The organism is Xanthobacter sp. ZOL 2024, from assembly GCF_052932325.1.
On sequence record NZ_CM128808.1, the window covers coordinates 2211239 to 2234874 of the forward strand.

19 protein-coding genes are annotated in these 23636 nt (G+C 68.6%); 3 read left to right on the forward strand and 16 right to left on the reverse strand.

Translation table 11 applies throughout. The annotated features are described in order from the left end of the window. Positions 1-7: 7 nt before the first annotated feature. Both rpoD and dnaG read right to left on the reverse strand, forming a co-directional pair. Positions 8-2008, reverse strand: coding sequence for an RNA polymerase sigma factor RpoD (gene rpoD, locus ACU4E7_RS10195; RefSeq protein WP_238119444.1), 2001 nt, complete (start codon positions 2006-2008; stop codon positions 8-10). A 188-nt stretch (positions 2009-2196) separates the two neighbouring features. Beyond that, the gene (gene dnaG, locus ACU4E7_RS10200; RefSeq protein WP_447021443.1) at positions 2197-4170 is read right to left on the reverse strand and encodes a DNA primase; all 1974 of its coding nucleotides are present in this window, start codon (positions 4168-4170) and stop codon (positions 2197-2199) included. Positions 4171-4482: 312 nt separating this feature from the next. On the opposite strand from dnaG, the gene ACU4E7_RS10205 reads away from it, so the two are divergent. Continuing rightward, complete coding sequence (locus ACU4E7_RS10205; RefSeq protein ID WP_447021444.1) at positions 4483-5931, forward strand: alanine/glycine:cation symporter family protein; 1449 nt, start codon at positions 4483-4485, stop codon at positions 5929-5931. A 267-nt stretch (positions 5932-6198) separates the two neighbouring features. Here ACU4E7_RS10205 and ACU4E7_RS10210 read toward each other — a convergent pair whose 3' ends face one another. After that, the gene (locus tag ACU4E7_RS10210; RefSeq protein ID WP_238119447.1) at positions 6199-6660 is read right to left on the reverse strand and encodes a GatB/YqeY domain-containing protein; all 462 of its coding nucleotides are present in this window, start codon (positions 6658-6660) and stop codon (positions 6199-6201) included. Between the two features lie 353 nt (positions 6661-7013). Between ACU4E7_RS10210 and carA the strand changes: the two genes are divergently transcribed. Then, complete coding sequence (gene carA / locus ACU4E7_RS10215; RefSeq protein ID WP_447021445.1) at positions 7014-8252, forward strand: glutamine-hydrolyzing carbamoyl-phosphate synthase small subunit; 1239 nt, start codon at positions 7014-7016, stop codon at positions 8250-8252. Between the two features lie 260 nt (positions 8253-8512). Next, a complete protein-coding gene (locus tag ACU4E7_RS10220) occupies positions 8513-8983 on the forward strand; it encodes a CBS domain-containing protein (protein WP_447021446.1) in 471 nt (156 codons plus the stop codon). A gap of 16 nt (positions 8984-8999) precedes the next feature. Here ACU4E7_RS10220 and pgi read toward each other — a convergent pair whose 3' ends face one another. The 13 genes from pgi to ypfJ all read right to left on the reverse strand — a co-directional run bounded on the left by pgi (position 9000) and on the right by ypfJ (position 23505). Then, a complete protein-coding gene (gene pgi / locus ACU4E7_RS10225; protein WP_447021447.1) occupies positions 9000-10652 on the reverse strand; it encodes a glucose-6-phosphate isomerase in 1653 nt (550 codons plus the stop codon). Between the two features lie 513 nt (positions 10653-11165). Then, complete coding sequence (gene rpsU / locus ACU4E7_RS10230) at positions 11166-11393, reverse strand: 30S ribosomal protein S21 (RefSeq protein WP_234052638.1); 228 nt, start codon at positions 11391-11393, stop codon at positions 11166-11168. 320 nt (positions 11394-11713) lie between these two features. Continuing rightward, positions 11714-12823 carry a 5-(carboxyamino)imidazole ribonucleotide synthase gene (locus ACU4E7_RS10235; protein WP_447021448.1) on the reverse strand — a complete coding sequence of 370 codons (1110 nt, stop codon included), beginning with the start codon at positions 12821-12823 and terminating at the stop codon, positions 11714-11716. A gap of 4 nt (positions 12824-12827) precedes the next feature. Next, complete coding sequence (gene purE, locus ACU4E7_RS10240; protein ID WP_447021449.1) at positions 12828-13310, reverse strand: 5-(carboxyamino)imidazole ribonucleotide mutase; 483 nt, start codon at positions 13308-13310, stop codon at positions 12828-12830. Between the two features lie 846 nt (positions 13311-14156). Next, a complete protein-coding gene (locus tag ACU4E7_RS10245; RefSeq protein WP_447021450.1) occupies positions 14157-15092 on the reverse strand; it encodes a lipid A biosynthesis lauroyl acyltransferase in 936 nt (311 codons plus the stop codon). A 21-nt stretch (positions 15093-15113) separates the two neighbouring features. Further along, on the reverse strand, positions 15114-16136 hold the full coding sequence (locus ACU4E7_RS10250; protein WP_447021451.1) for a zinc-binding dehydrogenase: 1023 nt from the start codon (positions 16134-16136) through the stop codon (positions 15114-15116). Positions 16137-16168: 32 nt separating this feature from the next. Further along, complete coding sequence (locus ACU4E7_RS10255) at positions 16169-16918, reverse strand: SDR family oxidoreductase (protein WP_447021452.1); 750 nt, start codon at positions 16916-16918, stop codon at positions 16169-16171. A gap of 31 nt (positions 16919-16949) precedes the next feature. Next, complete coding sequence (locus tag ACU4E7_RS10260; RefSeq protein WP_447021453.1) at positions 16950-18233, reverse strand: beta-ketoacyl-ACP synthase; 1284 nt, start codon at positions 18231-18233, stop codon at positions 16950-16952. A gap of 262 nt (positions 18234-18495) precedes the next feature. Next, the gene (locus tag ACU4E7_RS10265) at positions 18496-19683 is read right to left on the reverse strand and encodes a beta-ketoacyl-ACP synthase (protein ID WP_447021454.1); all 1188 of its coding nucleotides are present in this window, start codon (positions 19681-19683) and stop codon (positions 18496-18498) included. Further along, positions 19676-20149, reverse strand: a complete 474-nt coding sequence (locus tag ACU4E7_RS10270; RefSeq protein ID WP_238119501.1) for a 3-hydroxyacyl-ACP dehydratase FabZ family protein — start codon at positions 20147-20149, stop codon at positions 19676-19678. The genes ACU4E7_RS10265 and ACU4E7_RS10270 overlap by 8 nt, the downstream gene beginning before the upstream one ends. Positions 20150-20164: 15 nt before the next feature. Then, on the reverse strand, positions 20165-20446 hold the full coding sequence (locus tag ACU4E7_RS10275) for an acyl carrier protein (RefSeq protein WP_012113283.1): 282 nt from the start codon (positions 20444-20446) through the stop codon (positions 20165-20167). A 336-nt stretch (positions 20447-20782) separates the two neighbouring features. Continuing rightward, entirely contained in the window at positions 20783-22399 is a 1617-nt protein-coding gene (locus tag ACU4E7_RS10280; RefSeq protein WP_447021455.1) for an acyl-CoA dehydrogenase family protein, read from the reverse strand. 182 nt (positions 22400-22581) lie between these two features. Then, positions 22582-23505 carry a KPN_02809 family neutral zinc metallopeptidase gene (gene ypfJ / locus ACU4E7_RS10285; protein WP_238119505.1) on the reverse strand — a complete coding sequence of 308 codons (924 nt, stop codon included), beginning with the start codon at positions 23503-23505 and terminating at the stop codon, positions 22582-22584. Between the last annotated feature and the right edge of the window lie 131 nt (positions 23506-23636).

The following is a 23636-nucleotide window of genomic DNA, read 5'->3' on the forward strand; positions in this document are numbered from 1 at the left end:
CGTTCGCTCAATTGTCCAGGAACGAGCGCAGCTTGCGCGAGCGGCTGGGGTGCTTGAGCTTGCGCAGGGCCTTGGCCTCGATCTGGCGGATGCGCTCGCGGGTCACCGAGAACTGCTGTCCCACCTCTTCCAAGGTGTGGTCGGTGTTCATGCCGATGCCGAACCGCATGCGCAGCACCCGCTCTTCGCGCGGGGTCAGCGAGGCGAGAACACGGGTGGTCGTCTCGCGCAGGTTGCTCTGGATGGCCGCATCGATGGGCAGGATGGCGTTCTTGTCCTCGATGAAGTCGCCCAGGTGGGAATCTTCCTCGTCGCCGATGGGGGTTTCGAGGGAGATGGGCTCCTTGGCAATCTTCAGCACCTTGCGGACCTTCTCCAGCGGCATGCCGAGCTTTTCCGCCAGCTCTTCCGGGGTCGGCTCGCGGCCGATCTCATGGAGCATCTGCCGCGAGGTGCGCACGATCTTGTTGATGGTCTCGATCATGTGCACCGGAATGCGGATGGTGCGGGCCTGGTCGGCGATGGAGCGGGTGATGGCCTGCCGGATCCACCAGGTGGCATAGGTGGAGAACTTATAGCCGCGGCGATACTCGAACTTGTCCACCGCCTTCATGAGGCCGATGTTGCCCTCCTGGATGAGATCAAGGAACTGCAGGCCGCGGTTGGTGTATTTCTTGGCGATGGAGATGACGAGGCGCAGGTTCGCCTCCACCATTTCCTTCTTGGCCTGGCGGGCTTCCTTCTCGCCCTTCTGCACCATCTGGACGATCTTGCGGAACTCGGCGATCTCGAGCCCCGTCTCGGTGGCGAGGGCGTGAATCTCGCCGCGCAGGTCCTTGATGCCGTCCTTCTCGTGGGCGACGAAGCCCTTCCAACCGCGCGAGCCCAGCTTGGACACCCGCAGCACCCACTTGGGGTCGAGCTCCGAGCCTTGGTAGTTCTTCAGGAAGTCGTCGCGGCCCACGCCATAGCTGTCGGCCAGCCGCATCAGCCGGCCTTCCAGGGACACGAGACGCTTGTTGATCTCGTAGAGCTGCTCCACCAGGGCGTCGATGCGCGCCTGGTTGAGGGAGAGGCTCTTCACGTCGAGAACGAGATCTTCCTTGAGCTTCTTGGCCTTGCGCTCCTGCGCCGGGGACAAGGTCTCATTCTTGAGCTTCGATTCGACGTTCTGGTCCTGCAGGCGGCGCAGCTTCACGTAAGAGCCGGCGATGCGGTCGAAGGTTTCCAGCACCTTCGGCTTGATCTCCGCCTCCATGGCCGCCAGCGACATGGAATTCTCCATGTCGTCCTCGTCGCCCTCCGGCCCGGCGCCGTCGCCGAGCATGCCGTCCTCGCCGGCTTCCGGGGCGAGCGCGGCCTCGTCACCCAGCGCCGCCGGCGGGTTCTTGCCTTCCGGGCCGGCATAGGTGGCTTCGAGGTCGATGATGTCGCGCAGCAGAACCTTGCCTTCCACCAGCTCATCACGCCAGATGATGATGGCCTGGAAGGTCAGCGGGCTCTCGCACAGGCCGGCGATCATCGCCTCGCGGCCCGCCTCGATGCGCTTGGCGATGGCGATCTCGCCCTCGCGGGAGAGCAGCTCCACCGAGCCCATCTCTCGGAGGTACATTCTTACCGGGTCGTCGGTGCGCTCCGCGGGCTCCGACTTGGTCTCGGAGCGGGCGACGGCGCGCGACGAGGTCTCGGCGATCTCGCCGCCTTCGGCCTCCTCGGGCTCGTCGGGTGATTCGGCCTCCTCGGCGTTCTCCTCGCTCTCGGCCTCTTCCGCCTCGATGACGTTGATGCCCATGTCGTTGAGCATGGCGAGGGTGTCCTCGATCTGCTCGGAGGTGACTTCCTCGGAAGGCATCACCTCATTGAGCTGCTCGTAGGTCACATAGCCCCGGCGCTTGGCGTTCTTGATCATCTTCCGGACGGCCGCGTCCGAGAGGTCGAGCAACGGCCCGTCGGGGGCGTCGGTCTCCTTCTCTGGCGCTTCGGTCGTCTCGGCAGATTGCTTCGCCATGGACATCTCCTGATGGTCTCGCCGGTATACAACGGCGAAGCGGCGACGCAGCCAAAGGGCTCCGCCGCCTGTCGTTCTCATGCTCCGGGCGCGCCTGTTGTTGACGCATCCCCGTTAAGCCCGCCTGAACGGCGGTGCGCCCCGAAGGGCTTATCCCCATTCCGCCGGCCGCCCGGATGCCGCGCCGCTCACATGGAGCGCACCGCGCGGCGGCCCGAGAGGGCGCCGAAGCCTTCCACCAGCGCATCCATCCCCTCCACCGTGGAGAGACGCTCGCGGACATCGCGCAGCCAAGCAAAATTCGCCTCGCTCGGGTCCTCCCCCAGCGACCGCTCGGCTTCCTTCAACTCCCTAGATAGCGCGTAAGCCTTGTGATGCAAGGCCGTCCGCTGCTGCCACCAGAGCCGGACATCCTCTTTTGCGGTATCTGGATAAGCTGGCCAGTCCATTTTTGGATTGGCGAGGGTGCTCACCCGCCGCGAAAGGTCGTCGAGGTCCCCCTGGCCGAGGGCGCCGAGGAGGGTCGCGAAGCCGTCCCGACTCCAGTCGAGCCCCTCCAGATGGGCGCCGATGAGGGCCTGACGCAGCCGGTCCGCCTCGGGATTGGCGAACGGAAGCCGCGCCACCTCCTCGGCCGCCTCGTCGAGCAGGAAAGGGTGGTTGATGAGGCAGAACAGCAGCAGCGCCTCATTGCGCGGCAAGCTCGCCAGCGGCCCGCGCACGGCCGAGCTCTTGGCGATCTCCGAGCCGGGCAGGGGAAACCCGCCATCCCGGGGGGACCCGCCGCGGCCGTTCCGCCGGCCGTTGGTCCAGCCGCCGCCCTGCCATCCCCCGCCTTGCCAGCCGCCCTGCGGACGACCGCCGCCGTCGCGCCAGCCGCCGCGGCCGCTGGCGGGGGCGAGCAGGGCGCGCAGGCGCTCGTTCATGTCCTGACGGTAGTGTTTGCGGACCGTTTCGTCGGCGATGACGCCCACCACCTCATTGAGGCGGGCCTCCAGGGCGGCGCGGCGTTCCGGGGTGTCGATGGCGGCTGTCTCGCTCTCCCGCGCCCACAGTTCGGCGGCGAGCGGGCGGGCGCCGGCCAGCACCTGCTCCATGGCGTCGCGGCCGGAACGGCGGATGAGATCGTCCGGGTCCTGGCCTTCGGGCAGCGCAGCAAAGGCCAGGCTGCGGCCGGCCTTGAGGTGGGGCAAAGCGATGTCCATGGCTCGATGGGCGGCGCGGCGGCCGGCCTTGTCGCCGTCGAACAGCAGCAGCGGCTCCTCGGACATGCGCCAGAGCAGTTGCAGCTGATCCTCGGTGAGGGCGGTGCCGAGCGGCGCCACGGCGCCGGTGAAGCCGGCCTCCACCATGGCGATGACGTCCACATAGCCTTCCACCAGGATCACCCGGGCGCCAGTGTGGGCGGCCGCGCGGGCGCCGAAGCCGTTGTAGAGCAGGCTGCCCTTGTGGAAGAGCGGGGTTTCCGGCGAATTCAGATACTTGGCCGGAACGTCCTTCTCCAGCGCCCGGCCGCCGAAGGCCACCACCCGGCCCTTGAGATCGGTGATGGGGAACATGACCCGGTCGCGGAACCGGTCGTAGGGCACCGGGATGTCGTCGCCGGAGATCAGTAGGCCGGCCTCGATCATGGCCTCCACGCTCACCCCCTGCTTACCCAGCGCCTCCTTGAGGTGGAAGCGCTCACCGGCGGCATAGCCCAGGTGGAAGCGCTGCTGGGTGGCGGGGCCGAGCTCGCGATCGGCCAGATAGCCTCGGGCCTTGGCGCCGGCGCGCGATTGCAGGGTGTCCTCGAAATGCCGGGCAGCCAGCGCCATGACCTCATGGAGCGAGCGCCGGCGCTCCTCCCGGGCGGCGGCCTCGGGGGTGACTTCCGGCAGCGGCAGGCCGGCCATGCCGGCGAGCCGCTCCACCGCCTCGCCGAACGGCACGCCTTCCGTCTCCATCAGGAAGTCGAACACGTCGCCATGCTTGCCGGACGAGAAGCAGTGATAGAACCCCTTCTGATCGTTGACGAAAAAAGAGGGTGTTTTTTCCGGGTTGAAGGGCGACAGGCCGGCGAACTCGCGGCCCTGCTTCCTCAGCTTGACGCGCCGACCCACCACCTCCGACACGGGAAGGCGGGCGCGGATCTCGTCCAGGAACGCCGGTGGGAAGCGCATGCGCGAATCAACTCGATCAAAGGTCTGGCCGGCTATGGTAAGGCGTCCGTCTTGCACAGGATCTGGGCTTTCGTGAGGACGGGGCCGCAGGCGGGCGCGCCGTTCCCGTTGCGCCCGCAATCCCCCTTATCCACACCTGCTGATCGATGCCCGCGCCGCTCGATCCGCCCGGCCTTGCGCGCCGCTCCGCGCCCGCGAACTGCGACTTGCGTGCAACGGAACTCCCGGACACGCGAAACGGCCACGCTTGATCGTGGACCGCAGGGGAAGGCGCGGCTAGCCTGTTGAAAAATCCAGCGTGGGGCCGGGCTGATGGATGCGATCATCGATTTTCTGAACACGGTGTTCTGGGGCTATGTGCTCATCTATGGCCTTCTGGCCGTGGGCATTTATTTCACGCTGCGGCTGAAATTCATCCAGATCCTGCATTTTCCCGAGATGCTGCGCTCGGTGTTGCGCTCCGACGCCAATGACCGCTCCGGCATCACCCCGTTCCAGGCCCTGTGCACCTCGCTGGCCTCGCGGGTGGGCACCGGCAACATCGCCGGCGTGGCGGTGGCGCTCTATCTGGGCGGGCCGGGCTCCATCTTCTGGATGTGGGTGGTGGCGGCCCTGGGCATGGCCACCGCCTTCGCCGAGAGCACCCTCGCCCAACTCTATAAGGTGAAGGACGACGAGGGCCGCTATCGCGGCGGGCCGGCCTTCTACATCGCCAAGGGGCTGAAGGCGCCGTGGGCCGGGGCCATCTTCTCGGTCTGCCTCATTCTGTCGTTCGGCCTGGTGTTCAACGCGGTGCAGGCCAATTCCATCGCCGATGCCATGGATGGCGCGTTCGGCGTGCCCAAGATCGGCACCGGCGTGGTGGTGGCGGCGCTGGCCGGCATCATCATCTTCGGCGGCATCGCCGCCATCGCCCGCACCGCCGAGCTGGTGGTGCCGTTCATGGCCGGCATCTATGTGCTGTTCGCGCTCTATGCGGTGGCCACCAACATCACCGAAGTGCCGGCCATGCTGTATCACATCGTCGCCAGCGCCTTCGGCCTGGAACCGGCGGTGGGCGGGGTGAGCGGCGCGGTGGCCGCGGCCATGATGAACGGGGTGAAGCGCGGCCTGTTCTCCAACGAGGCGGGCATGGGCAGCGCCCCGAACATCGCCGCTGTGGCGACCCCCGATCCGCACCACCCGGTGAGCCAAGGCTTCGTGCAGTCGCTGGGCGTTTTCGTGGATACCATCGTGATCTGCACCGCCACCGCTCTGCTGATCCTGCTGGCGGATGTGCTGGTGCCGGGCAATGGCGTCACCGGCACCCAGCTCACCCAGGCGGCCATGGAAGTGCATGTGGGCTCGGCGGGGCGCTATTTCGTGGCCATCGCCATCTTCTTTTTCGCCTTCACCTCCATCATCGGCAACTATTCATATGCGGAGAATGCGCTGGTGTTCCTCGGCCACGGCCATGTGGGGGGCATCATCGTGCTGCGGCTGGCGCTGCTGGCCATGGTGATCTGGGGCGCGCTCCAAAGCGTCGCCACCGTGTTCAACACGGCGGATGCCGCCATGGGGCTGATGGCCTCCATCAACCTCATCGCCATCGTGCTGCTGTCGGGCCTGGTGTCAAAGCTCGCCGCCGACTATCTCGCCAAGCGCCGGGCCGGCCAGGAGCCGACGTTCGTGGCCAGCGAGATGCCGGAGCTGGAAGGCCAGATCGATCCGCAGATCTGGAGCCGCCGCGAGGGCGCGCCCGATCCGGCCGCCCGCGGCTAGGGCGATCGGCGCTCGAAGAGACGATTGTGGCGCGCGTACCCTCCTCCGCGTGCCGGGGGAGGGGCAGGGCCGCCTGAGTGGCGCGCTTGACCGCGCTGCCCGGTCCGCTTCGCCAACGCCTTGCCCCCGCCCCAACCCTCCCCCGCAAGCGGGAGAGGGAGAGCGCCGGGACGAGGGGCATCGGCTGAGGCCGCGCGCGGCGTCTTCCACGAAGCGTCTTCCACGAAGCGTCTTCTGGGCGGCGTGTTCTGGTGCCGCGGGTGCGCCTCAGCCGGCGGCGGTGAGGGCGTCCTTCACCCACTGGGAAGCCTTGCCGAAGTCGATGGCGCCCACATAGCGCTCCTTCAGCACCGCCATGGTGCGGCCCATGTCCTTGATGCCCTTGGCCTCGATCTCGGCGATCACCGTGGCGATGGCGGCGCGGGTATCCGCCTCGCTCATCTGCTGCGGCAGGAACACCTGGATATAGCCGATCTCTTCCCGCTCCTGGGCGGCGAGCTCGGGGCGGCCGCCCTCGTCATAGATCTTGGCGCTTTCCTCGCGCTGCTTCACCATCTTGGCGAGCAGGGCGCGCAGCTCGTCGTCGGTCAAGGGGTCCTTGCCATGGCCGCGCTGTTCGATGTCGCGATCCTTCAGCGCGGCATTGATGAGGCGCAGGGTGGAGGTGCGGCGCTTGTCCTGGGCCTTCAGCGCCTCCTTGAGGGCGGCATTGATGTCGTCACGAAGCACGGATCGGATTCCTTAAGGGTAGAGAAAAGCCAGTGGGTGGCATCGGGCAGCATCGCTGCCATCGGCGATCCCGTTTCGGGTCGCGACCATCGCTCAGCACATGAGAGTTCTGCAGAACACGAGGGTCTCGAGAGGTCTCACCCGCATCGGCTCGAATGGTTCAGCGTCGGCATGTGCATCCCGCAGATGGCCACATCCCCTTGAAAGGCCCGTCATCGCTGCATTCCGGAAACGGAACACTGGCAGCCGGGTGGACCTTCACGCAGCAGGACCTCCATGCGACCGCATGGACGCACACAAATTCGCGCGCGGACGCTGGAAACGCGGCGCGTGACGCTCTATCTAGGCGATCCATGACGAACGAACAAGACCAGACCCCCACCGATCCGGTTTCCGCCGGTTCCGGGCGCTCCCCCGCGGCTGACGGCTGGAGCGAACCCGTTCCCACCGCCGTCCTCGTCCTTGCCGACGGCACGGTGCTCGAAGGCTTCGGCATCGGTGCCGCGGCCACGCTGGCTGGCGAGGTGTGCTTCAACACCGCCATGACCGGCTATGAGGAGATCCTCACCGATCCGTCCTATTCCGGGCAGATCATCACCTTCACCTTCCCCCACATCGGCAATGTCGGCACCAATGAGGAGGACATCGAGACGGTGTCCATGGCGGCCGCTTCGGGTGTGCGCGGGGTGGTGCTGCGCACCGCCATCACCGAGCCCTCCAATTATCGCGCCACCCGGCATCTGGATGCCTGGCTGAAGGCGCGGGGCATCCCCGGCATCACCGGCATCGACACGCGGGCGCTGACCGCGCTGATCCGCGAGGCGGGCATGCCCAATGCGGTGATCGCCTATTCCCCCGACGGCCAGTTCGATCTCGCCGCCCTCAAGGCGGAAGCCCGCGCCTGGCCGGGCCTGGTGGGCATGGACCTCGTCCCCTCCGTCACCTCCGCCCAGCGCTTCGACTGGGACGAGACCCCCTGGCAGTGGCCGGAGGGCTTCGGCCATGAAGGGGCGCCGCAGCACCATGTGGTGGCGGTGGACTACGGGGTGAAGCGCAACATCCTGCGCCTGCTCGCCGGCGCTGGCTGCAAGGTCACCGTGGTGCCCGCCACCACTTCGGCCGAGGACATCCTGGCGCTGAAGCCCGATGGCGTGTTCCTCTCCAACGGCCCGGGTGATCCGGCGGCGACCGGGGAATATGCGGTGCCGGTGATCCAGAAGGTGATCGAGAGCGGCGTGCCCACCTTCGGCATCTGCCTCGGCCATCAGATGATCGGCCTCGCGGTGGGCGCCAAGACGGTGAAGATGCACCAGGGCCACCACGGCGCGAACCATCCGGTGAAGGACCTGACCACCGGCAAGGTGGAGATCACCTCCATGAACCATGGCTTCGCCGTGGATCGGGACACCCTGCCCAAGAATGCGGTGGAGACCCATGTCTCCCTGTTCGACGGGTCCAACGCCGGCATCGCTTTGGCCGACAAGCCGGTGTTCTCGGTGCAGTACCACCCGGAGGCGAGCCCCGGGCCGCAGGACAGCCACTATCTGTTCAACCGCTTCGTGGACCTGATCGCCAAAACCAAGGCGGCGTGAGACCAGCCGCGCCGCCCGCCGGCGCGCTCTTGCTCAAGAAAGCCGGCCCTCGGGCCGGCTTTTTCATGGGCGCATTTTCATGGGCGCAGCGGCGATGCCCGGGCTGGATTTGGTCTCGATGGGGTGATTTGTCGCAGTTTTCATTGACAGGATGAATTGTCGCACCCCAGCATAGGCGTGGGGTTTCACCGGGCCCGCGCCGCAGAGCGCCGTCGAGCCGCCCGGCCGGCCCCGCCGCAACCGGCGAGGAGGATGCGCCTGTGATCACCGTGAACGATATTCTGCGTGAGAAGCACGACACCCGGCTCATTGCCATCCGCATGACCGAGACGGTGGCGCGGGCGACCCTGCTGATGAAGCGGGAGAATGTTTCCTCCGTTCTGGTGATGGACGATTGCCGCTCCGAACATGGCACGCTGATCGGCGTATTCTCCGAGCGCGACGTGGCGCGGGCGGTGCTGGAGCATGGGCCGGCGACCCCGGGCATGGTGCTGGCCGAGTTCCTGGAGCGGGAGCTGATCTGCTGCGCGCCTTCCGATTCCATCGTCACGGCGCTGCGGCTGATGAACGAGCACCAGATCCGCCACCTGCCGGTGATGGAGGATTTCGCCTTGCAGGGGGTGATCAGCGCCACCGACCTGCTGCGCCATTATCTCAAGGAAGCCGAGAGCCGGGGCGCGGTGGATCCCATGCTCCACCCGACCTCGCCGGAACTCTCCGTGCTGAGTTGAGCGGTGCGGGCGGCGGCTAGCCGCCCGGCGCACGTTCTGCTTGCAGGTGGATCGCCCGCAGGTGGGTGATGAGGCCGGCGGTGGAGCACGAGGCGTCCGGCGGGACGGTGCCCTCGCGCACCGCCGGCAGCAAAGCGGTGGCCAGCTCCTTGCCGAGCTCCACCCCCCATTGGTCGAAGGCGTTGATGTTCCACACCGCCGCTTCCACAAACACGCGATGCTCATAGAGGGCGATGAGCCGGCCCAGGGTGAAGGGGTCGAGGCGGCGATAGGCCAAGGTGACCGAGGGGCGACCACCGGGAAAGACCCGGTGGGGGGCGAGCCGGGCCACCTCGGCCTCGGGCAGGCCCTTGGCCCGGAGCTGGTCCGCCGCTTCCGCCAGGGTGCGCCCGCGCATCAGCGCCTCGGACTGGGCCAGGCAATTGGCCACCAGCAGCTCATGGTGGTGGGCGAGGGCCGGTTCGTGGCTCTCGGCGGCGATGAGGAACTCCACCGGCACGATCTGCGTGCCCTGGTGCAGCAGCTGGAAGAAGGCATGCTGGGCGTTGGTGCCCGGTTCCCCCCAGACGATGGGGCCGGTGGGCTGCGTCACCGGTGATCCGTCCACGGTCACGCTCTTGCCGTTGCTCTCCATGTCGAGCTGCTGGAGATAGGCGGGAAAGCGCGCCAGGCGCTGGTCATAGGGCACCACGGCGCGGCTGGGATAACCGCACACATCGCGATGCCACAGGCCGATGAGGCCGAGCAGCACCGGCAGGTTGTCGGCCAGCGGGGTGGTGCGGAAATGGGCATCCATGGCGGCGGCGCCGGCCAGCAGCTCGCCGAAACGCACCGGACCGATGGCCAGCACCAGCGACAGGCCGATGGCCGACCACAGGGAATAGCGCCCGCCTACCCAATCCCAGAACCCGAACGTGCGCTCGGGGGGAATGCCGAACGCCCCCACCTTGTCGAGGGCGGTGGAGACCGCCGCGAAATGCCGCCCCACCGCGTCCTCGCCGAGGGCGGCGGTGATCCAGGCGCGGGCGGTGCCGGCGTTGCACATGGTCTCGACGGTGGTGAAGGTCTTCGAGGCGACGATGAACAGGGTGGTGGCGGGATCGAGCCCCTTCAGGGTGTCGGCGATGTGGGCGCTGTCCACATTGGAGACGAAGTGGCAGCGGGGCCCGTCGTGATAGGGGGCGAGGGCCAGGGTGGCCATCACCGGTCCGAGGTCCGAGCCGCCGATGCCGATGTTCACCACGTCGGTGAAGGCGGCCCCGGTGGCGCCGCGGGCGGTGCCCTGCCGGACGGAATCGGCGAAGGCCGACACCTGGGCCAGCACCTGGCGCACGTCGTCGCCGACGGCGACGCCATCCACGACGAAGGGCGCGTCGCCGGCGGCCCGCAGGGCCACATGCAGCACCGCGCGGCCCTCGCTGGCATTGATCCGGTCGCCGGCGAACATGGCGTCGCGCTTGCCGGCGACATCGGCGGCCTGCGCCAGCTGCAGCAGCAGCGCCAGGCTGTCGTCGGTGAGGGCGGTCTTCGAGAAATCCAGCAGCAGGTCATCCGCCCGGCGCGAGAAGGCGGGGAAGCGCGCGGGGTCTGCGCACAGGGCGCGCAGCGGCTGCTGGGTGGTGCCGTGGGCGGCGGCAAGAGCGCGCCAGACCGGCTTCAATTCGCTCATGGGCAGAGAAGTCCTCTTCCATCATCGCGCCAGTGTGGACCGGTGTGGGTGAGGATCACGCAGCCCGCCGCAGGCGCGGCGTCGTCCTGTTACGAATTGTCGGCAGCGGTGCGCCGCAACAAGACCTTTGCCTCAACTGTCGAAGGAAGGCAATCCGGCGGAAGGGCGCACGAAAATCTATGGGGACGGCCATACAATGGACGCGAAGACAGGGGTGCGTGCGCCGAATCCGGGAGGTATTCAATGCCGCGCAGAGGGCGGTGCCGGGGTGCGGTGCACGCGCTTCAGGTTGCTGCCATTCGGGCGGGCGCGTCGCGGATCGGATGGGGCCCATAAACGAAATCCGCGCAGGGGGCTGCGCGGATCAAATGAGGCCTGAGATCGCTCTGCGCGGATCGGCTTGGTCGATCAACAGTCGGCATGGCCCGAAGGCGGATCCGAAACCGCGGCGCCCAGGGCGGGCGGATGCCCGCCGGCGGATGCCGCGGCCGAAAAAGTCAGCGGCCGAAAAAGTCAGCGGCTGCGGGGCTTGGACGGCAGCAGGCCTTCGCGCTGGGCGCGCTTGCGGGCCAGCTTGCGGGCGCGGCGGATGGCTTCCGCCTGCTCGCGGGCGCGCTTCTCCGACGGCTTCTCGTAATGACCACGCAGCTTCATCTCGCGGAAGATCCCCTCGCGCTGCATCTTCTTCTTGAGCGCCTTGAGGGCCTGATCAACATTGTTGTCGCGGACGAGAACTTGCACGTGTTTGCCTCTTCGAGCTGTTGCGCCGATCCGGTGCGATCATGAATTGGGTGTCCGGATCCGGAAGCAAAACGCCAAGCGACGTCCCTGCCGTGGGTCCGAAGGAGGCGTTCTCTTATCAGAGCTGAAAAAGGTTGTCCACTCGTCTTCGCTCCCGGCGCGGCGTCGCGAACCCTTGTGCCGGCTCATAACAGCGCCGCCCGCGCCCGCGGGAAGGGGCGTTTCGACCCGGCCCCAGGGGCCAAACCACGTGGCTTGGCCGAAGGCCTCTCCGCGCGGGAATCGCTGCGGCACCCCCAGGCGTGACGGCGCGGTGGCGGTCAGCAGCCGTCTTGGGCGGCACCCGGGCAGCTGGAGCCGTCGGGCCAGATGCGGTTCACATGGCCCATCTTGCGGCCGGCGCGCACCTCGCTCTTGCCATAGAGGTGCAGTCGGGCACCGGGCTCGCTGAGCAGGCCATGCCAGGCGAGCGCGTCCTCGCCGATGAGATTGGTCATCTGCACCCGGCCGAGGCGATCCACCTCCCCCAGCGGCCAGCCGGCAATGGCGCGCACGTGCTGCTCGAACTGGGAGGTCGCCGCGCCATCCTGGGTCCAGTGGCCGGAATTGTGCACCCGCGGGGCGATCTCGTTGACGATCACCCGTTCCTCGCTGCCGCGGCCCACCACGAACAATTCCACCGCGAAGACGCCCACATAATCGAGCGCGCCGGCAATGGCATAGGCCAGGGCATGGGCCTGGCGGGCGGTGGCGGCATTCACTTCGGCCGGCACGGTGGAGGTGTGCAGAATATGGTCGCGATGGACGTTCTGCGTCACCTCATAGGCGACGAAGGCGTCATCGGCGCGGCGCGCGGCGACCACGGACACTTCCCGCTCGAATGGCACGAAGCCTTCCAGAATGGCGGGCTGGGCGCCGATGGCGGTCCAGGCGGCGGCGAGGTCATCGCCCGGCCGGAGCGTCACCTGGCCCTTGCCGTCATAACCGAAGCGGCGGGTCTTCAGCACCGCCGGCAGGCCGATCTGCGCCACCGCGTCATGGAGGGTGGCGAGATCCTCCACGGCGCGGAACGGCGCGGTCTCGATGCCGAGGCCGTTGACGAAGGTCTTCTCCGCCAGCCGGTCCTGGGTGAGCGCCAGGGCGCGGGCGCCGGGATGCAGCGGCACCCGGCCGGTGAGAAACTCGGCAGTGGCCAGCGGCACGTTCTCGAATTCGTAGGTCACCACCGCGACGGCATCGGCGAGGCGGGCGAGCGCCTCCTCGTCCTCATAGCCGGCGCAGATGACGCTGTCGCACACCTGGAAGGCGGGGCTGTCCGCCTCGGGACAGAGCACGACGCTCTTCAGGCCGAGCTGGGCGGCGGCGAGGGCGATCATGCGGCCGAGCTGGCCGCCGCCGAGGATGCCGATGGTGTCTCCGGGCTGCAGCATGGACCTAGGCCGGCTGCTCCGCCACGGCGGCGGTGCGCTCGGCCCGCCAGGCCTCCAGCCGGGCGGCGAGGGCGGCATCGCTGAGCGCCAGCACCGCGGCGGCGAGCAAGGCGGCATTGGTGGCGCCGGCCTTACCGATGGCGAGGGTGCCCACCGGCACGCCGCCGGGCATCTGGACGATGGAATAGAGGCTGTCGACGCCGGACAGGGCCTTGGATTCCACCGGCACGCCGAACACCGGCAGGGTGGTGAGCGCCGCCACCATGCCCGGCAGATGGGCCGCGCCGCCGGCGCCGGCGATGATGACCTTGGTGCCGGCCGCCTTGGCGCCGCGGGCGAAGTCATACATCCGCTCGGGCGTGCGATGGGCGGACACGATCCGCGCCTCGTGCGAGACGCCGAGCACCGCCAGCGTCTCGACGGCGTGACGCATGGTGTCCCAATCGGACTGGCTACCCATGATGACCGCCACGTCAGGCGCGCTCATCCCATTCCACCTCGTGAAAACGGAAAGCGCGGCTTTATCGGATCAGGGCGCGGCGGGCAAGGGGGAGAATGGGAGGGGCGCTTGCGCGACGGGCGCCTCGGGGCGGTCGGGCGAAGGCGGGCGGTGTTGCGGTCCGGGGGCGTCGCGCGGCGGCTGGTGTGGCATTCCCCCTCCCAACCCTCCCCCGCAAGCGGGAGAGGGCTTTCGCGCAGGGACGTGGAAAGGCCGGGCTTTTCTTCCCCGGGGTGGTCGCCGCGCGGCTGTTCTGCTGCACCGCGCTGTCCCCTCTCCCGCTTGCGGGGGAGGGCGAGGGAGGGGGCCGGCGGCGCTGGAGCGTTTGCTGCCGGTTGGCGGAAGGCGGGCGGTGTTGCGGTCCGGGGGCGTCGCGCGGCGGCTGGTGTGGCATTCCCCCTCCCAACCCTCCCCCGCAAGCGGGAGAGGGCTTTCGCGCAGGGACGTGGAAAGGCCGGGCTCTTCTTCCCCGGGGTGGTCGCCGCGCGGCTGTTCTGCTGCACCGCGCTATCCCCTCTCCCGCTTGCGGGGGAGGGCGAGGGAGGGGGCCGGCGGGGTTGGACCGTTTGCTGCCGGTTGGCCGATTGCGGGCGGTGTTGCGGTCCGGGGGCGTCGCGCGGCGGCTGGTGTGGCATTCCCCCTCCCAACCCTCCCCCGCAAGCGGGGGAGGGCTTTGGCGCAGGGACGTGGAAAGGCCGGGCTTTTCTTCGCTGGGTGGTTGGATCAGGGCTCTTCCTACCCGCCGCACTAGTCCCTCTCCCGCCTGCGGGGGAGGGAGGGGGCAGGTGGGACCGGGAAGGACCCGTGGCGGCGTTCAGGCGGGCCTGGGCCGTCTTACCGCCAGCGGCGGTGCAGCCAGAGCCATTGCTCGGGATATTCGCGGACCCAGCCCTCGATCACACTGGTGACCGCCTGCATGGCACCCTGCACGTCGATCTGGCCTTCGCCATCGCGGGGCAGCACCACCTCTTCGGTGATCTCCACCCGGAACCGGGCACCGGGCAGGCGGATGACGCGCATGCCGTGCACCGGGCAATCGAACTGGCGGGCGAGGCGGGCCAGCGTCGGGTTGGTGGCGCAGGGGCGGCCGAAGAAGGCCACCTGCGGCCCGCCGGTCCAATACTGGTCCACCAGCATGCCCAGATGCTGCCCGTCCGCCAGCATGTGGGCCATCATCACCCCCGCCTTGCGGCTGGCGCGGATGAGGCCGGGCATGTTGCCGGCGCGCATCTCCTCGATGAGGTCGGCGGCCTTCTTGTTGTTCGGCGCGCGATAGAGCACGCCGCCGGGCACCTGGAACTTGGCCCCCGCCACCGCGCACAATTCCCAATTGCCGGTGTGGGCAGTGAAAAACAGGGCCGGGCGGCCATCATCGCGCAGGCGCTCGAGGATGTCGGCGCCCTTCACCTCGATGCGGCCGGCATCGGGATGGGCCGGGTCGTAATCCCACAGCTGGTCCTGCTGGGCGAAATCGGCGGCGAGCCGGCCCATATTGGCCCACACCCCGCGCACCATGGCTTCGATTTCGGCCCGGTTCTTGTCCGGGAAGGCGGCGGCGAGATTGCGCCGCGCCACCTTGCTCACCGGGAAGAAGGGGCCGAGAAGGCGCGCCCAGAAGGCCATGCCGCCGGAGGAGAGCCACAGGGGCCACAGCCGCAGCCACCAGATGGAGAAGCGCACATAGCCGCCGACGATGGCCTCGACGACGGGCGCGAACACCGGCCGCAGGCGGTTGCGCCAGCGGCGGAGCTTCTGTTTCAAGGGGGGCACGGCGCGGCTCGGGCTCGCCCGTCAGAACTTCACGACGATCTTGCCGAACACCTTGCGGCTCTCCAGCCGCTCCAGGCCGTCGTTGAAATTCTCCAGCGGCACCACGGTGTCGATCACCGGCTTGATGCCGCGACCCATCTTCTCGAGGCCGTCGGCCACATTCTTGATGGTGGCGCCGAACGAGCCGAAAATCTTGTACTGGCGCTGGAACAGCTGCATCAGGTTCATCTGCACGGTGACGCCCGAGGTGGAGCCGCAGGTGACGAGCCGGGCGCCCGGCTTCATGGAGAGCAAAGAGGCGTTCCAGGTGTCGGCGCCCACATGCTCGAACACCACGTCCACGCCCACCTTCTTGGTGATCTTGCGGACTTCGTGCTCGAACCGGTCCTTGCGGTAGTTGATGACGTGATCGGCGCCGAGCGCCTTGGCCTTCTCGGCCTTCTCGTCATCGCCCACGGTGGTGATGACCGTGGCGCCCACATCCTTGGCGAGGCGGATGGCTGCGGAGCCGATGCCCGAGCCGCCCGCATGCACCAGCACCGTCTCGCCGTCTTCAAGCTTGGCATTGTCGAACAGCATGTGCTCGACGGTGGAGAAGGTGATGCCGGCGCAGCCCGCCTCCTCGAAGGAGACGCCGGCGGGGGCGGGGATCACCAGCCGCTCGGGCATGTTGATCACGTCGCGGGCGAAACCGTCGATGTGGAAGCCCAGCACGCCGCCCACGTTCTGGCACAGGTTGTCGCGGCCGGCGAGGCAGGCCTTGCAGTGGCCGCAGGTCATGGCGCCATACATGGCCACCGTCTGGCCCACCTTCAGGCCGCGCACGTCGGCGCCCAGGGCGACGATCTCGCCGGCGGCTTCCGCGCCCACCACCAGCGGCATCTTGCGCTTGGCGAAGGCCATGCCGCGCCAGCCCCACACGTCGATATGGTTGAGCGCCAGCGCCTTCACCCGGATCTGCACCTCTCCGGCGCCGGGGGCGGCGGGCTCGGGCATGTCGACGATTTCGAGCTTGCGATCGGAGACGAGCTGGAGGGCGCGCATTCTTATTCTCGCGGTTGTCTGATGGGTTCGGATCAGCGATGGGCCGGCAGGCTGGCGGAGAGGCCCCCATCCACCGGCAGGACGGCGCCGGTCATATAGCCCGCGCCGGGGGAGAAGAGAAAGGCCACCACCTGCGCCACATCATCGGGCTGCGCGAAGCGGCCGGCGGGGATCTGCGCCTCCATCTTCGCGCGGTAGTCGGCATATTTCTCCAGCATGGCGGTATCGATGAAGCCGGGCGCCACATAGTTCACCGTCACGCCGCGCCGGGCGCTCTCCACCGCCAGGCCCCGCACATGGGCCAGCAGGGCCGCCTTGGAGGCGGCATAAGCGGCGTTGCCGGGATTGGCCTGGAGCGCCGCCACCGAGCCGATGGCGACGATGCGCCCCGCGCGGGCCCGGGTCATCGGCCGGATGAGCGCCCGGGTGAGGCGCACGAAGGCGAAATGGTTCACCTGCATGACCGCCTCGGCCTTGTCCTGGTCGATCATGGCGGCCAGCGTGTCATAGGAGGCGCCGGCGTTGTGGCAGAAGCCGTACCAGGCCTCTCCTGCCTCCAGCTCCTCGGCGAAGGCGTCCACCGCCGCGCGGTCGGCAAGGTCCAGGGGGCGGGCGGCAATCTGCGCGGCTGGATCCGCAGCGCGGATCTCGGCCATCAGCGCCTCCGCCTCGGCGTGAGCGGAGCGATAGGTGAAGGTGACGGCGAAGCCCGCCGCCGCCAGGCGCCGCACGATGGCGGCGCCGAGGCCCCGCCCGCCGCCGGTGACCAGCACGGGCTTCATGTGAGGTTTCCCGCCGGGTGCGGGGCGCGGCTCACGCCGGCTCCCCGGTCAGCACCAGGCACACGTTCTGGCCACCGAAGCCGAACGAGTTGGAGATCACCCGCTTCACCGTCGCGTCGCGGGCGACGTTGGGCACCACGTCCAGCGGAATGGCCGGATCGGGGATGTTGTAATTGATGGTCGGCGGAATGCGGCCATTGGCGATGGTGAGCAGCGATACCACCGCCTCGATGGCGCCGGCCGCCGTCAGCGTGTGGCCGATCATGGACTTGTTGGAGGAGATGGGGGTGGCCGCCAGCTTCTCCTCGCTGAACACCGCCTTGAGGCCCACATATTCCATGCGGTCGTTCTCGGGGGTCGAGGTGCCGTGGGCGTTGATATAGTCCACGTCGTCGGCGGTGATGCCGGCATCGGCGAAGGCATTCTTCATGCAGCCGATGATGGGCCGGCCGTCCGGATTGGAGCGGGTGCGGTGGAAATTGTCGGCCATCTCGCCGCAGCCTTCCAGCACGCCGAGGATCTTGGCGCCGCGCGCCACCGCGTGGGCATAGCTTTCCAGCACCAGGGCGGCGGCGCCCTCCGCCATCACGAAGCCGTCGCGGTTCTTGGCGAACGGGCGGGCGGCTTCCTCGGGCTTGTCGTTGGCGGTGGTGAGCGCCGACAGGAGCGAGAAGCGGATGAGGGCTTCGGGATGCACCGAACCGTCGGTGCCGAGCGACAGCGCCACCTCGGTCTCGCCGCGGCGGATGGCCTCGACACCGAGCTGGATGGCGGTGGCGCCCGAGGCGCAGGCGGTGGAGAGGGAGATGGGCTGGCCGCGGGTGCCGAACTTGTCGGCCAGCCGGTCGGCCACCGAGCCGAACAGGAAGCGCTCGTGCCAGGGGCGGAACTTGCCGGAATCCGCCGCCGCCAGAAGGTCGTGATAGACGATGGGGTAATGGCCCACCGCGTCGGCCAGCTGGCGGCGCTCCGGCCATTCCAGCTCCACCGGCGGCACGGCGGCGAACAGCGGGCCGGGGAAATCGCCCGGGGTGCCGATGCCGGCCTCGGCGATGGCTTCTTCCACCGCCAGCGTGGCCAGCTTCTCGGAGAGGTCGGGCGCGGGCACCCGGCCGTCGAACAGGAAGTCGACGGTGCCGGCGATGGTGGTGCGCATGCCCTCGATGGGGAAGCGGGTGATGGTGTGGATGCCCGATTCGCCGGCGGTGAGGCGGCGCCAGTTGTCGGCCTTGCCCTGGCCCAGGGAGGTGATGAGGCCGATGCCGGTGACGACGACGACGGGCCGTCCGAACTTGTCCAAATGCGCCTGCGTCATGCCGCGGCTCCCCGATGTGAGGCGCGCCCGCCCCAGGCGCACGTGGATGGCGAAGATCGGCCCGGCGCGAATCGCTTGGGAAGCGCGCTGCCGGCGGCCGATGTCGCCGGAAAATACGCCGAAGCCGCACTCAAGGTAAATGAGGGGCCCGGCAGCGGTCGTTTCGCCCCGATCACCGCACAGCGGCGAGGGGGCTTGAACGGCAAAAGGCCCGGCGCGCATCGCCGGACCCCGGTTCAAGGGTTGCGCGGAGCGGGAAGGATCAGACCTTCTCGACCACGCCCGCGCCTTCGCCGCGCCAGTGGCCGACGCCGGTGACCACCACCCGGTTCACCGCATCGCCGCCGGTCTCGGCGGGATCGGTGGGAAGGGCGGGGAACAGGGCACCCTTGGAGACGCACAGCGCCGCGAGCGCCAGGCCGGCGATGAACTGGGCCTCGAAGCCGTGGCCGAGCCGGTTGGCGATGGAGCGCACCGGCAGGCCGGTGGCGGCCAGCACCTCGGCTTCCGGCGCGGTGGCGCCGCGCGCGCCCGAGGCGCCGGACATGATGGCGGTGCCGGCCGCGGTGCCCGCGGTGGTGAGGAGCGCGCGGACCTTGTCCTTGATGGCCCCTTCCACCTGGCGGCGGGCCCGTTCAGACCACACGCCGGAGATCTTGGCGATGGGGGTGGCGCCGCGCGCGGTGGCGTGCTCGGGCGATTCCAGCACCAGGAAGGCGCCCATGGAGCCGGCGGCAATGCCCGGCTCGGGGCTGCTGAACACCGGACGCGGCGCGCCCTTCATGCAGAAATCGTCGAGATCGTTGAGGAGCAGGGTGTCCTCACGCTCGGCATTGTAGGCGCCGCCGACGAGGCCGATCTCGCTCTGCCCGGAGGCGATGCGCGAATAGGCCACCCGCACCGCGTCCACGCCCGAGCTCTCCTCGCCCATGAAGGTGCGGGAGGAGCCGGTGACGCCGTGCACGATGGAGATGTTGCCGGCGAGCAGGTTGGAGAGCTGCGCCAGCGACAGGGTGGGGCGCAGGTCCGACAGCAGGCGCTCGTTGAGCAGCCGGCCGGCGTCGTTGGAGGTGGCCAGATCGTTGAGGATGGCCGCATCCACCGCGAAGTCGCGCTCGCCGCCGCCCGCCGCCACCACCATGTCGGTCTTCGACAGGATGTCGGCATTCTTGGCGATGCCGGCGGCATCGAGGGCGAGGCCGGCCGCATAGGTGCCGATGCGCTGCCACGGCTCCATCTGCCGCTGATCGCCCCTTTTGGGGATCTGGCTGTCGAAGCTGACCTTGACCAGGGGATGCACCACGTACGGCGCGAACGTGGTCGCGTCGGTGACGGGGGCCTGACCCTGCGTCAGAGCTTCCCAATGGGCCTCAAGGCCCTCACCGAGGGAGGATACGAGACCAATGCCCGTAATCCACACCTCACGCCGTTTGGCGCGCGCTTCAGGCATTGGCGATGTCCGTCAGGGGAAAGTTAACGTGCTCGGCCACCTTCAGGACCACCGCCTTCATCTTGCCTTCCGGCCAGGGGAGCACGCGGAAGGTGAGCTCGGCGTTGCAGATCAGCTTGCCTTCGATGAGGCCCTGGGTGCGGGCCACGACGAAGCCAGAGCCCTCGTGCAGCACCTCGGAATAAAGGTCGAGATTCTGTCCGGGCACCACGAAGGTGCGCAGCTTGCCTTCCTTCACGGTGGCGAGGAAAGGCATCTTCTCGAAGCGGTTGCGCGCCAGGATGAGCCATCCTGTGGTCTGCGCCATGGCCTCGATGAGGAGCACGCCGGGCATGATGGGATGACCGGGGAAGTGCCCCTCGAAGATGGAGCTTTCCTGCGGCACCAGGCCCTGGCAATGGATCTTATTGAGCGCCGGGTCGATAGCCACGACCCGGTCGATCATCTTGAAGACTTCAGGACGCATCAGCTCCGCCTGCCCTCACGCGGCTTTGGCAGCGACCAGCTCGTCGATGCGCGCGCAGAGGTTCTTGAGCACGAAATACTGCTCGGTCGTGGCCTTGCCGTCGTTGACTTCCTGCGTCCACTGCTCCAGCGGCAGCTTGATGCCGAAGGCCTTGTCGATGGCGAAGGCGATATCCAGGAAGTCGAGGCTGTCGATGCCCAGATCGTCGATGGCGTGGCTGTCCGGCGTGATGGTGTCCCGCGGGATATCACACGTTTCCGCGATGATGTTGGCCACCGTGTCGAACGTGGAAGACATGGACTGCTGCCTCTTCGTAAACTCGGCCGCTCCCGCCGCACCGGCTGCAGGCGATGCCGCCCACGGCCGCAGCCGAGGGTGCGGCCCGAGGGCCCTTCGGATGAGTTGACCGCCCCTATAGCGAACGCGCGAGATGGTTTCAATGGTCGGCTCCGCAGGTCCAGACCAAACCGCCAGTCTTCGCCGCGGGGGTGCGGCGATTCCTTCGCATGCCGCGCCGGTTGCCGCAAGTGCTTTGGCAAGTGCCTTGGCAAGTGCCTTGGCAAGTGCTTCGGCAAGGGCTTCAGCACGTGCGTTGGCGCGGACCTTTCGGCTGGCTCGGGCGGCCGCGGCGTCTTAGCTCGCCAGCGCCCGGTCGAGCAGCAGCGCCGCCACGGGGGCGACGTCGTTGGCGCCGAACAGCGCCCGCGACGCCTTCAGCCGGGTGCGGGCGAAGGTTTCGGCGATGGCGGCGGGGGCGGTCTGCACCAGGGCGGCGGTGGCCGCCAGGGTGGCCAGCAGATGGCAGGCGCGGCGGGCGTGGGCCTCCGCGGCGCTGCCGCGCACCAGGGCCGCGATCTCCTCCGCCGCGGCATCCGCGCCGGGCAGGCCGGCGGCCTCCTTCTTCAGCTCCGCCAGCACTTGTTGCAGGCTGTCCGGTTCGTGGGCGGTGGCGCGCAGCAGGTCGAGGGCCATGACGTTGCCGCTGCCCTCCCAGATGGCGTTGACCGGAGCCTCGCGATACAGGCGCGGCAGCATGCCGTCCTCGACATAGCCATTGCCGCCCAGCGCCTCCATGGCCTCGAACACGAAGCCGGGGGCGGCCTTGCATACGGCGAACTTGACCGCCGGAGTGAGCAGGCGGGCGCGGGCGCCCTCCTCGCCCTGGTGGGTGTCGAAGCTGCAGGCCAGCCGCAGGGTGAGCGCGGTCGCGGCCTCCGCCTCCAGGGCAAGATCGGCCAGCACCATGGTCATGGCCGGCTGGTCCACCAGCCGCTTCTGGAACACCGTGCGGTGGCGGGCATGGTGCAAAGCGAGGCTGAGGGCGATGCGCATGACACCGGCGGAGGACACCGCGCAGTCGAGCCGGGTGCGCTGGACCATCTCGATGATGGTGCGGATGCCGCGGCCCTCTTCGCCCACCCGCCAGGCGAAGGCGCGGTCGAATTCCACCTCGGAGGAGGCATTGGCGCGGTTGCCCAGCTTGCGCTTCAAACGCACCAGATGGATGGCGTTGACGCTGCCGTCCGGGCGGAAGCGGGGCATGAGGAAGCAGGTCAGCCCGCGCGGCGCCTGCGCCAGCACCAGGAAGGCGTCGCTCATGGGGGCGGAGAAGAACCATTTGTGGCCGGTGATGGCATATTCGTCTCCCGCCACCGGCTCCGCCCGGGTGATGTTGGCGCGCACGTCGGTGCCGCCCTGCTTCTCGGTCATGCCCATGCCGATGGTCACGCTGGCCTTTTCCCAGAACGGCAGGAAGCGGCCGTCATAGGAGCGCGAGCGGATGCGCGGCAGCCAGTCCCGCAGCAGATGGGGCGCGGCGGCGAGGGCGGCGGGTGCCGCATGGGTCATGGTCAGCGGGCAGACGTGGCCGGCCTCCACCTGGCTCACCAGATAGAGGTGGGCGGCGCGGCGCCCGTGGGCCGGCCCGCCAGCGATCTCCCAGCTGGAGCAGTGCAGCCCGGCGCTCATGCTCTGGGCCATCAGGGTGTGGTAGGCGGGATGAAACTCCACCATGTCGCACCGCCGCCCCTGGGCGTCGTGGGTGTGCAGGATGGGGGGATTCTCATTGGCAAGCCGGCCGAGGGCGAACTGGTCGGCGGCGCCCCATTCGGCCCCGAAGGTCACCAGGTCCTCGCCATTGCCCATGGCCGCCGCGCAGGCCATGAGCGGCAGATCCTGGCTGGCGAGATTAATGTTCTCGAACGGCGGCGACTGATTGAACACGATGTCAGTGGGCAGCTCTGCGGGCATGGCGTTCCCCTATCGCCGGCGCCGCGCGCGTCCCGCCTCGGCCCTGTGGCCCGTGGCGGAGGACACGGGCCGGGCGCGCCAGGCGGGATCGCGGCGGCGTCTTCTGCAACCAAAGATTGCTACAGGCGTCTCGCCTTTCGCAAGGCAGGATGTGCCCGACGCGATACAGCCATGCGTTCAGATCATATCCCGCCGTCAAAGGTATTGCACTGCTGCATGGAGCCGGTCTTGAGCCCGCGGGTGAACCAAGTGACCCGCTGGCGCGACGTGCCATGGGTGAAACTGTCGGGCACGGCATAGCCCTGGGCCTGCTTCTGCAGGCGATCATCACCGATGGCGCTGGCGGCGTTGAGGGCCTCTTCCACGTCACCCTGCTCGAGGATCTTGGCGCGGGCATCGGCGTGGTAGGCCCACACCCCGGCGAGGCAATCGGCCATCAGCTCCACCCGCACCGAGAGGTCATTGGCCTCCGCCTTCGAGGTGGCGCGGGCCTGCGCCTGCTGCACCTTGGGCAGGATGCCGATGAGGTTCTCCACGTGGTGGCCCACCTCATGGGCGATCACGTAGGCGGCGGCGAAATCACCCGGGGCGTTGAAGCGGGTCTTCATCTCCTGGAAGAAGGAGAGGTCGAGATAGACCTTCTGATCCAGCGGGCAATAGAACGGCCCCATGGCCGACTGCGCGCCGCCGCAGGCCGAGCGGGTGGCGCCGGAGAACAGCACCAGCTTGGGGTCCTGATAGGTCTTGCCCTGGGCGCGGAAGATGTCAGTCCACACGTCCTCGGTCTGCGCCAGCACGGTGGCGGCGAAGCGGCCGAGCTGATCCTTCGGCGCCGCCTGCGTGCCGTTGCCCTGGGCCGACGATTGCGGGGCCGATTGGCGCTGCTGCGGGGCATATTGCTGCTGTCCGCCCCCGCCGTTGATGGCTTCCAGCCCGCCGATGAGGATGGCGGGATTGATGCCCAGCGCCCAGCCGATCAGGCCGACCACGATGATGGTGCCGATGCCGAGGCCGCCGCGGCCGCCCGGCATGCGGAAGCCGCCGCCGCCGCCGCTGCCGCGCCGATCCTCCACATTGTCGCTGGAGCGGTAGTCTTCCCAACGCATCCTGAGATCTCCCGCGCGGCGAGCGCGCCCTTGCATGTCTGATCTGGAATTACACCCTGGCAACGCCGCTGCCCATCCCCCGCCACCCCTGCGGCAGGGGGGCGCGCCGGGCCCCTGCCTTTCGTGCTATC

Excerpts from the sequence above, each read along its gene's own strand:
- ACU4E7_RS10260 (WP_447021453.1), bottom strand. The coding sequence starts at position 18,233 with ATGACGCAGGCGCATTTGGACAAGTTCGGACGGCCCGTCGTCGTCGTC.
- ACU4E7_RS10235 (WP_447021448.1), bottom strand. The coding sequence starts at position 12,823 with ATGCTGCAGCCCGGAGACACCATCGGCATCCTCGGCGGCGGCCAGCTC.
- pgi (WP_447021447.1), bottom strand. The coding sequence starts at position 10,652 with ATGAGCGAATTGAAGCCGGTCTGGCGCGCTCTTGCCGCCGCCCACGGC.
- rpoD (WP_238119444.1), bottom strand. The coding sequence starts at position 2,008 with ATGGCGAAGCAATCTGCCGAGACGACCGAAGCGCCAGAGAAGGAGACC.
- ACU4E7_RS10250 (WP_447021451.1), bottom strand. The coding sequence starts at position 16,136 with ATGCGCGCCCTCCAGCTCGTCTCCGATCGCAAGCTCGAAATCGTCGAC.
- purE (WP_447021449.1), bottom strand. The coding sequence starts at position 13,310 with ATGAGCGCGCCTGACGTGGCGGTCATCATGGGTAGCCAGTCCGATTGG.
- ACU4E7_RS10255 (WP_447021452.1), bottom strand. The coding sequence starts at position 16,918 with ATGAAGCCCGTGCTGGTCACCGGCGGCGGGCGGGGCCTCGGCGCCGCC.
- ACU4E7_RS10280 (WP_447021455.1), bottom strand. The coding sequence starts at position 22,399 with ATGCCCGCAGAGCTGCCCACTGACATCGTGTTCAATCAGTCGCCGCCG.
- ACU4E7_RS10270 (WP_238119501.1), bottom strand. The coding sequence starts at position 20,149 with ATGCGTCCTGAAGTCTTCAAGATGATCGACCGGGTCGTGGCTATCGAC.
- ACU4E7_RS10275 (WP_012113283.1), bottom strand. The coding sequence starts at position 20,446 with ATGTCTTCCACGTTCGACACGGTGGCCAACATCATCGCGGAAACGTGT.
- ACU4E7_RS10205 (WP_447021444.1), top strand. The coding sequence starts at position 4,483 with ATGGATGCGATCATCGATTTTCTGAACACGGTGTTCTGGGGCTATGTG.
- ACU4E7_RS10265 (WP_447021454.1), bottom strand. The coding sequence starts at position 19,683 with ATGCCTGAAGCGCGCGCCAAACGGCGTGAGGTGTGGATTACGGGCATT.
- carA (WP_447021445.1), top strand. The coding sequence starts at position 7,014 with ATGACGAACGAACAAGACCAGACCCCCACCGATCCGGTTTCCGCCGGT.
- dnaG (WP_447021443.1), bottom strand. The coding sequence starts at position 4,170 with ATGCGCTTCCCACCGGCGTTCCTGGACGAGATCCGCGCCCGCCTTCCC.
- ypfJ (WP_238119505.1), bottom strand. The coding sequence starts at position 23,505 with ATGCGTTGGGAAGACTACCGCTCCAGCGACAATGTGGAGGATCGGCGC.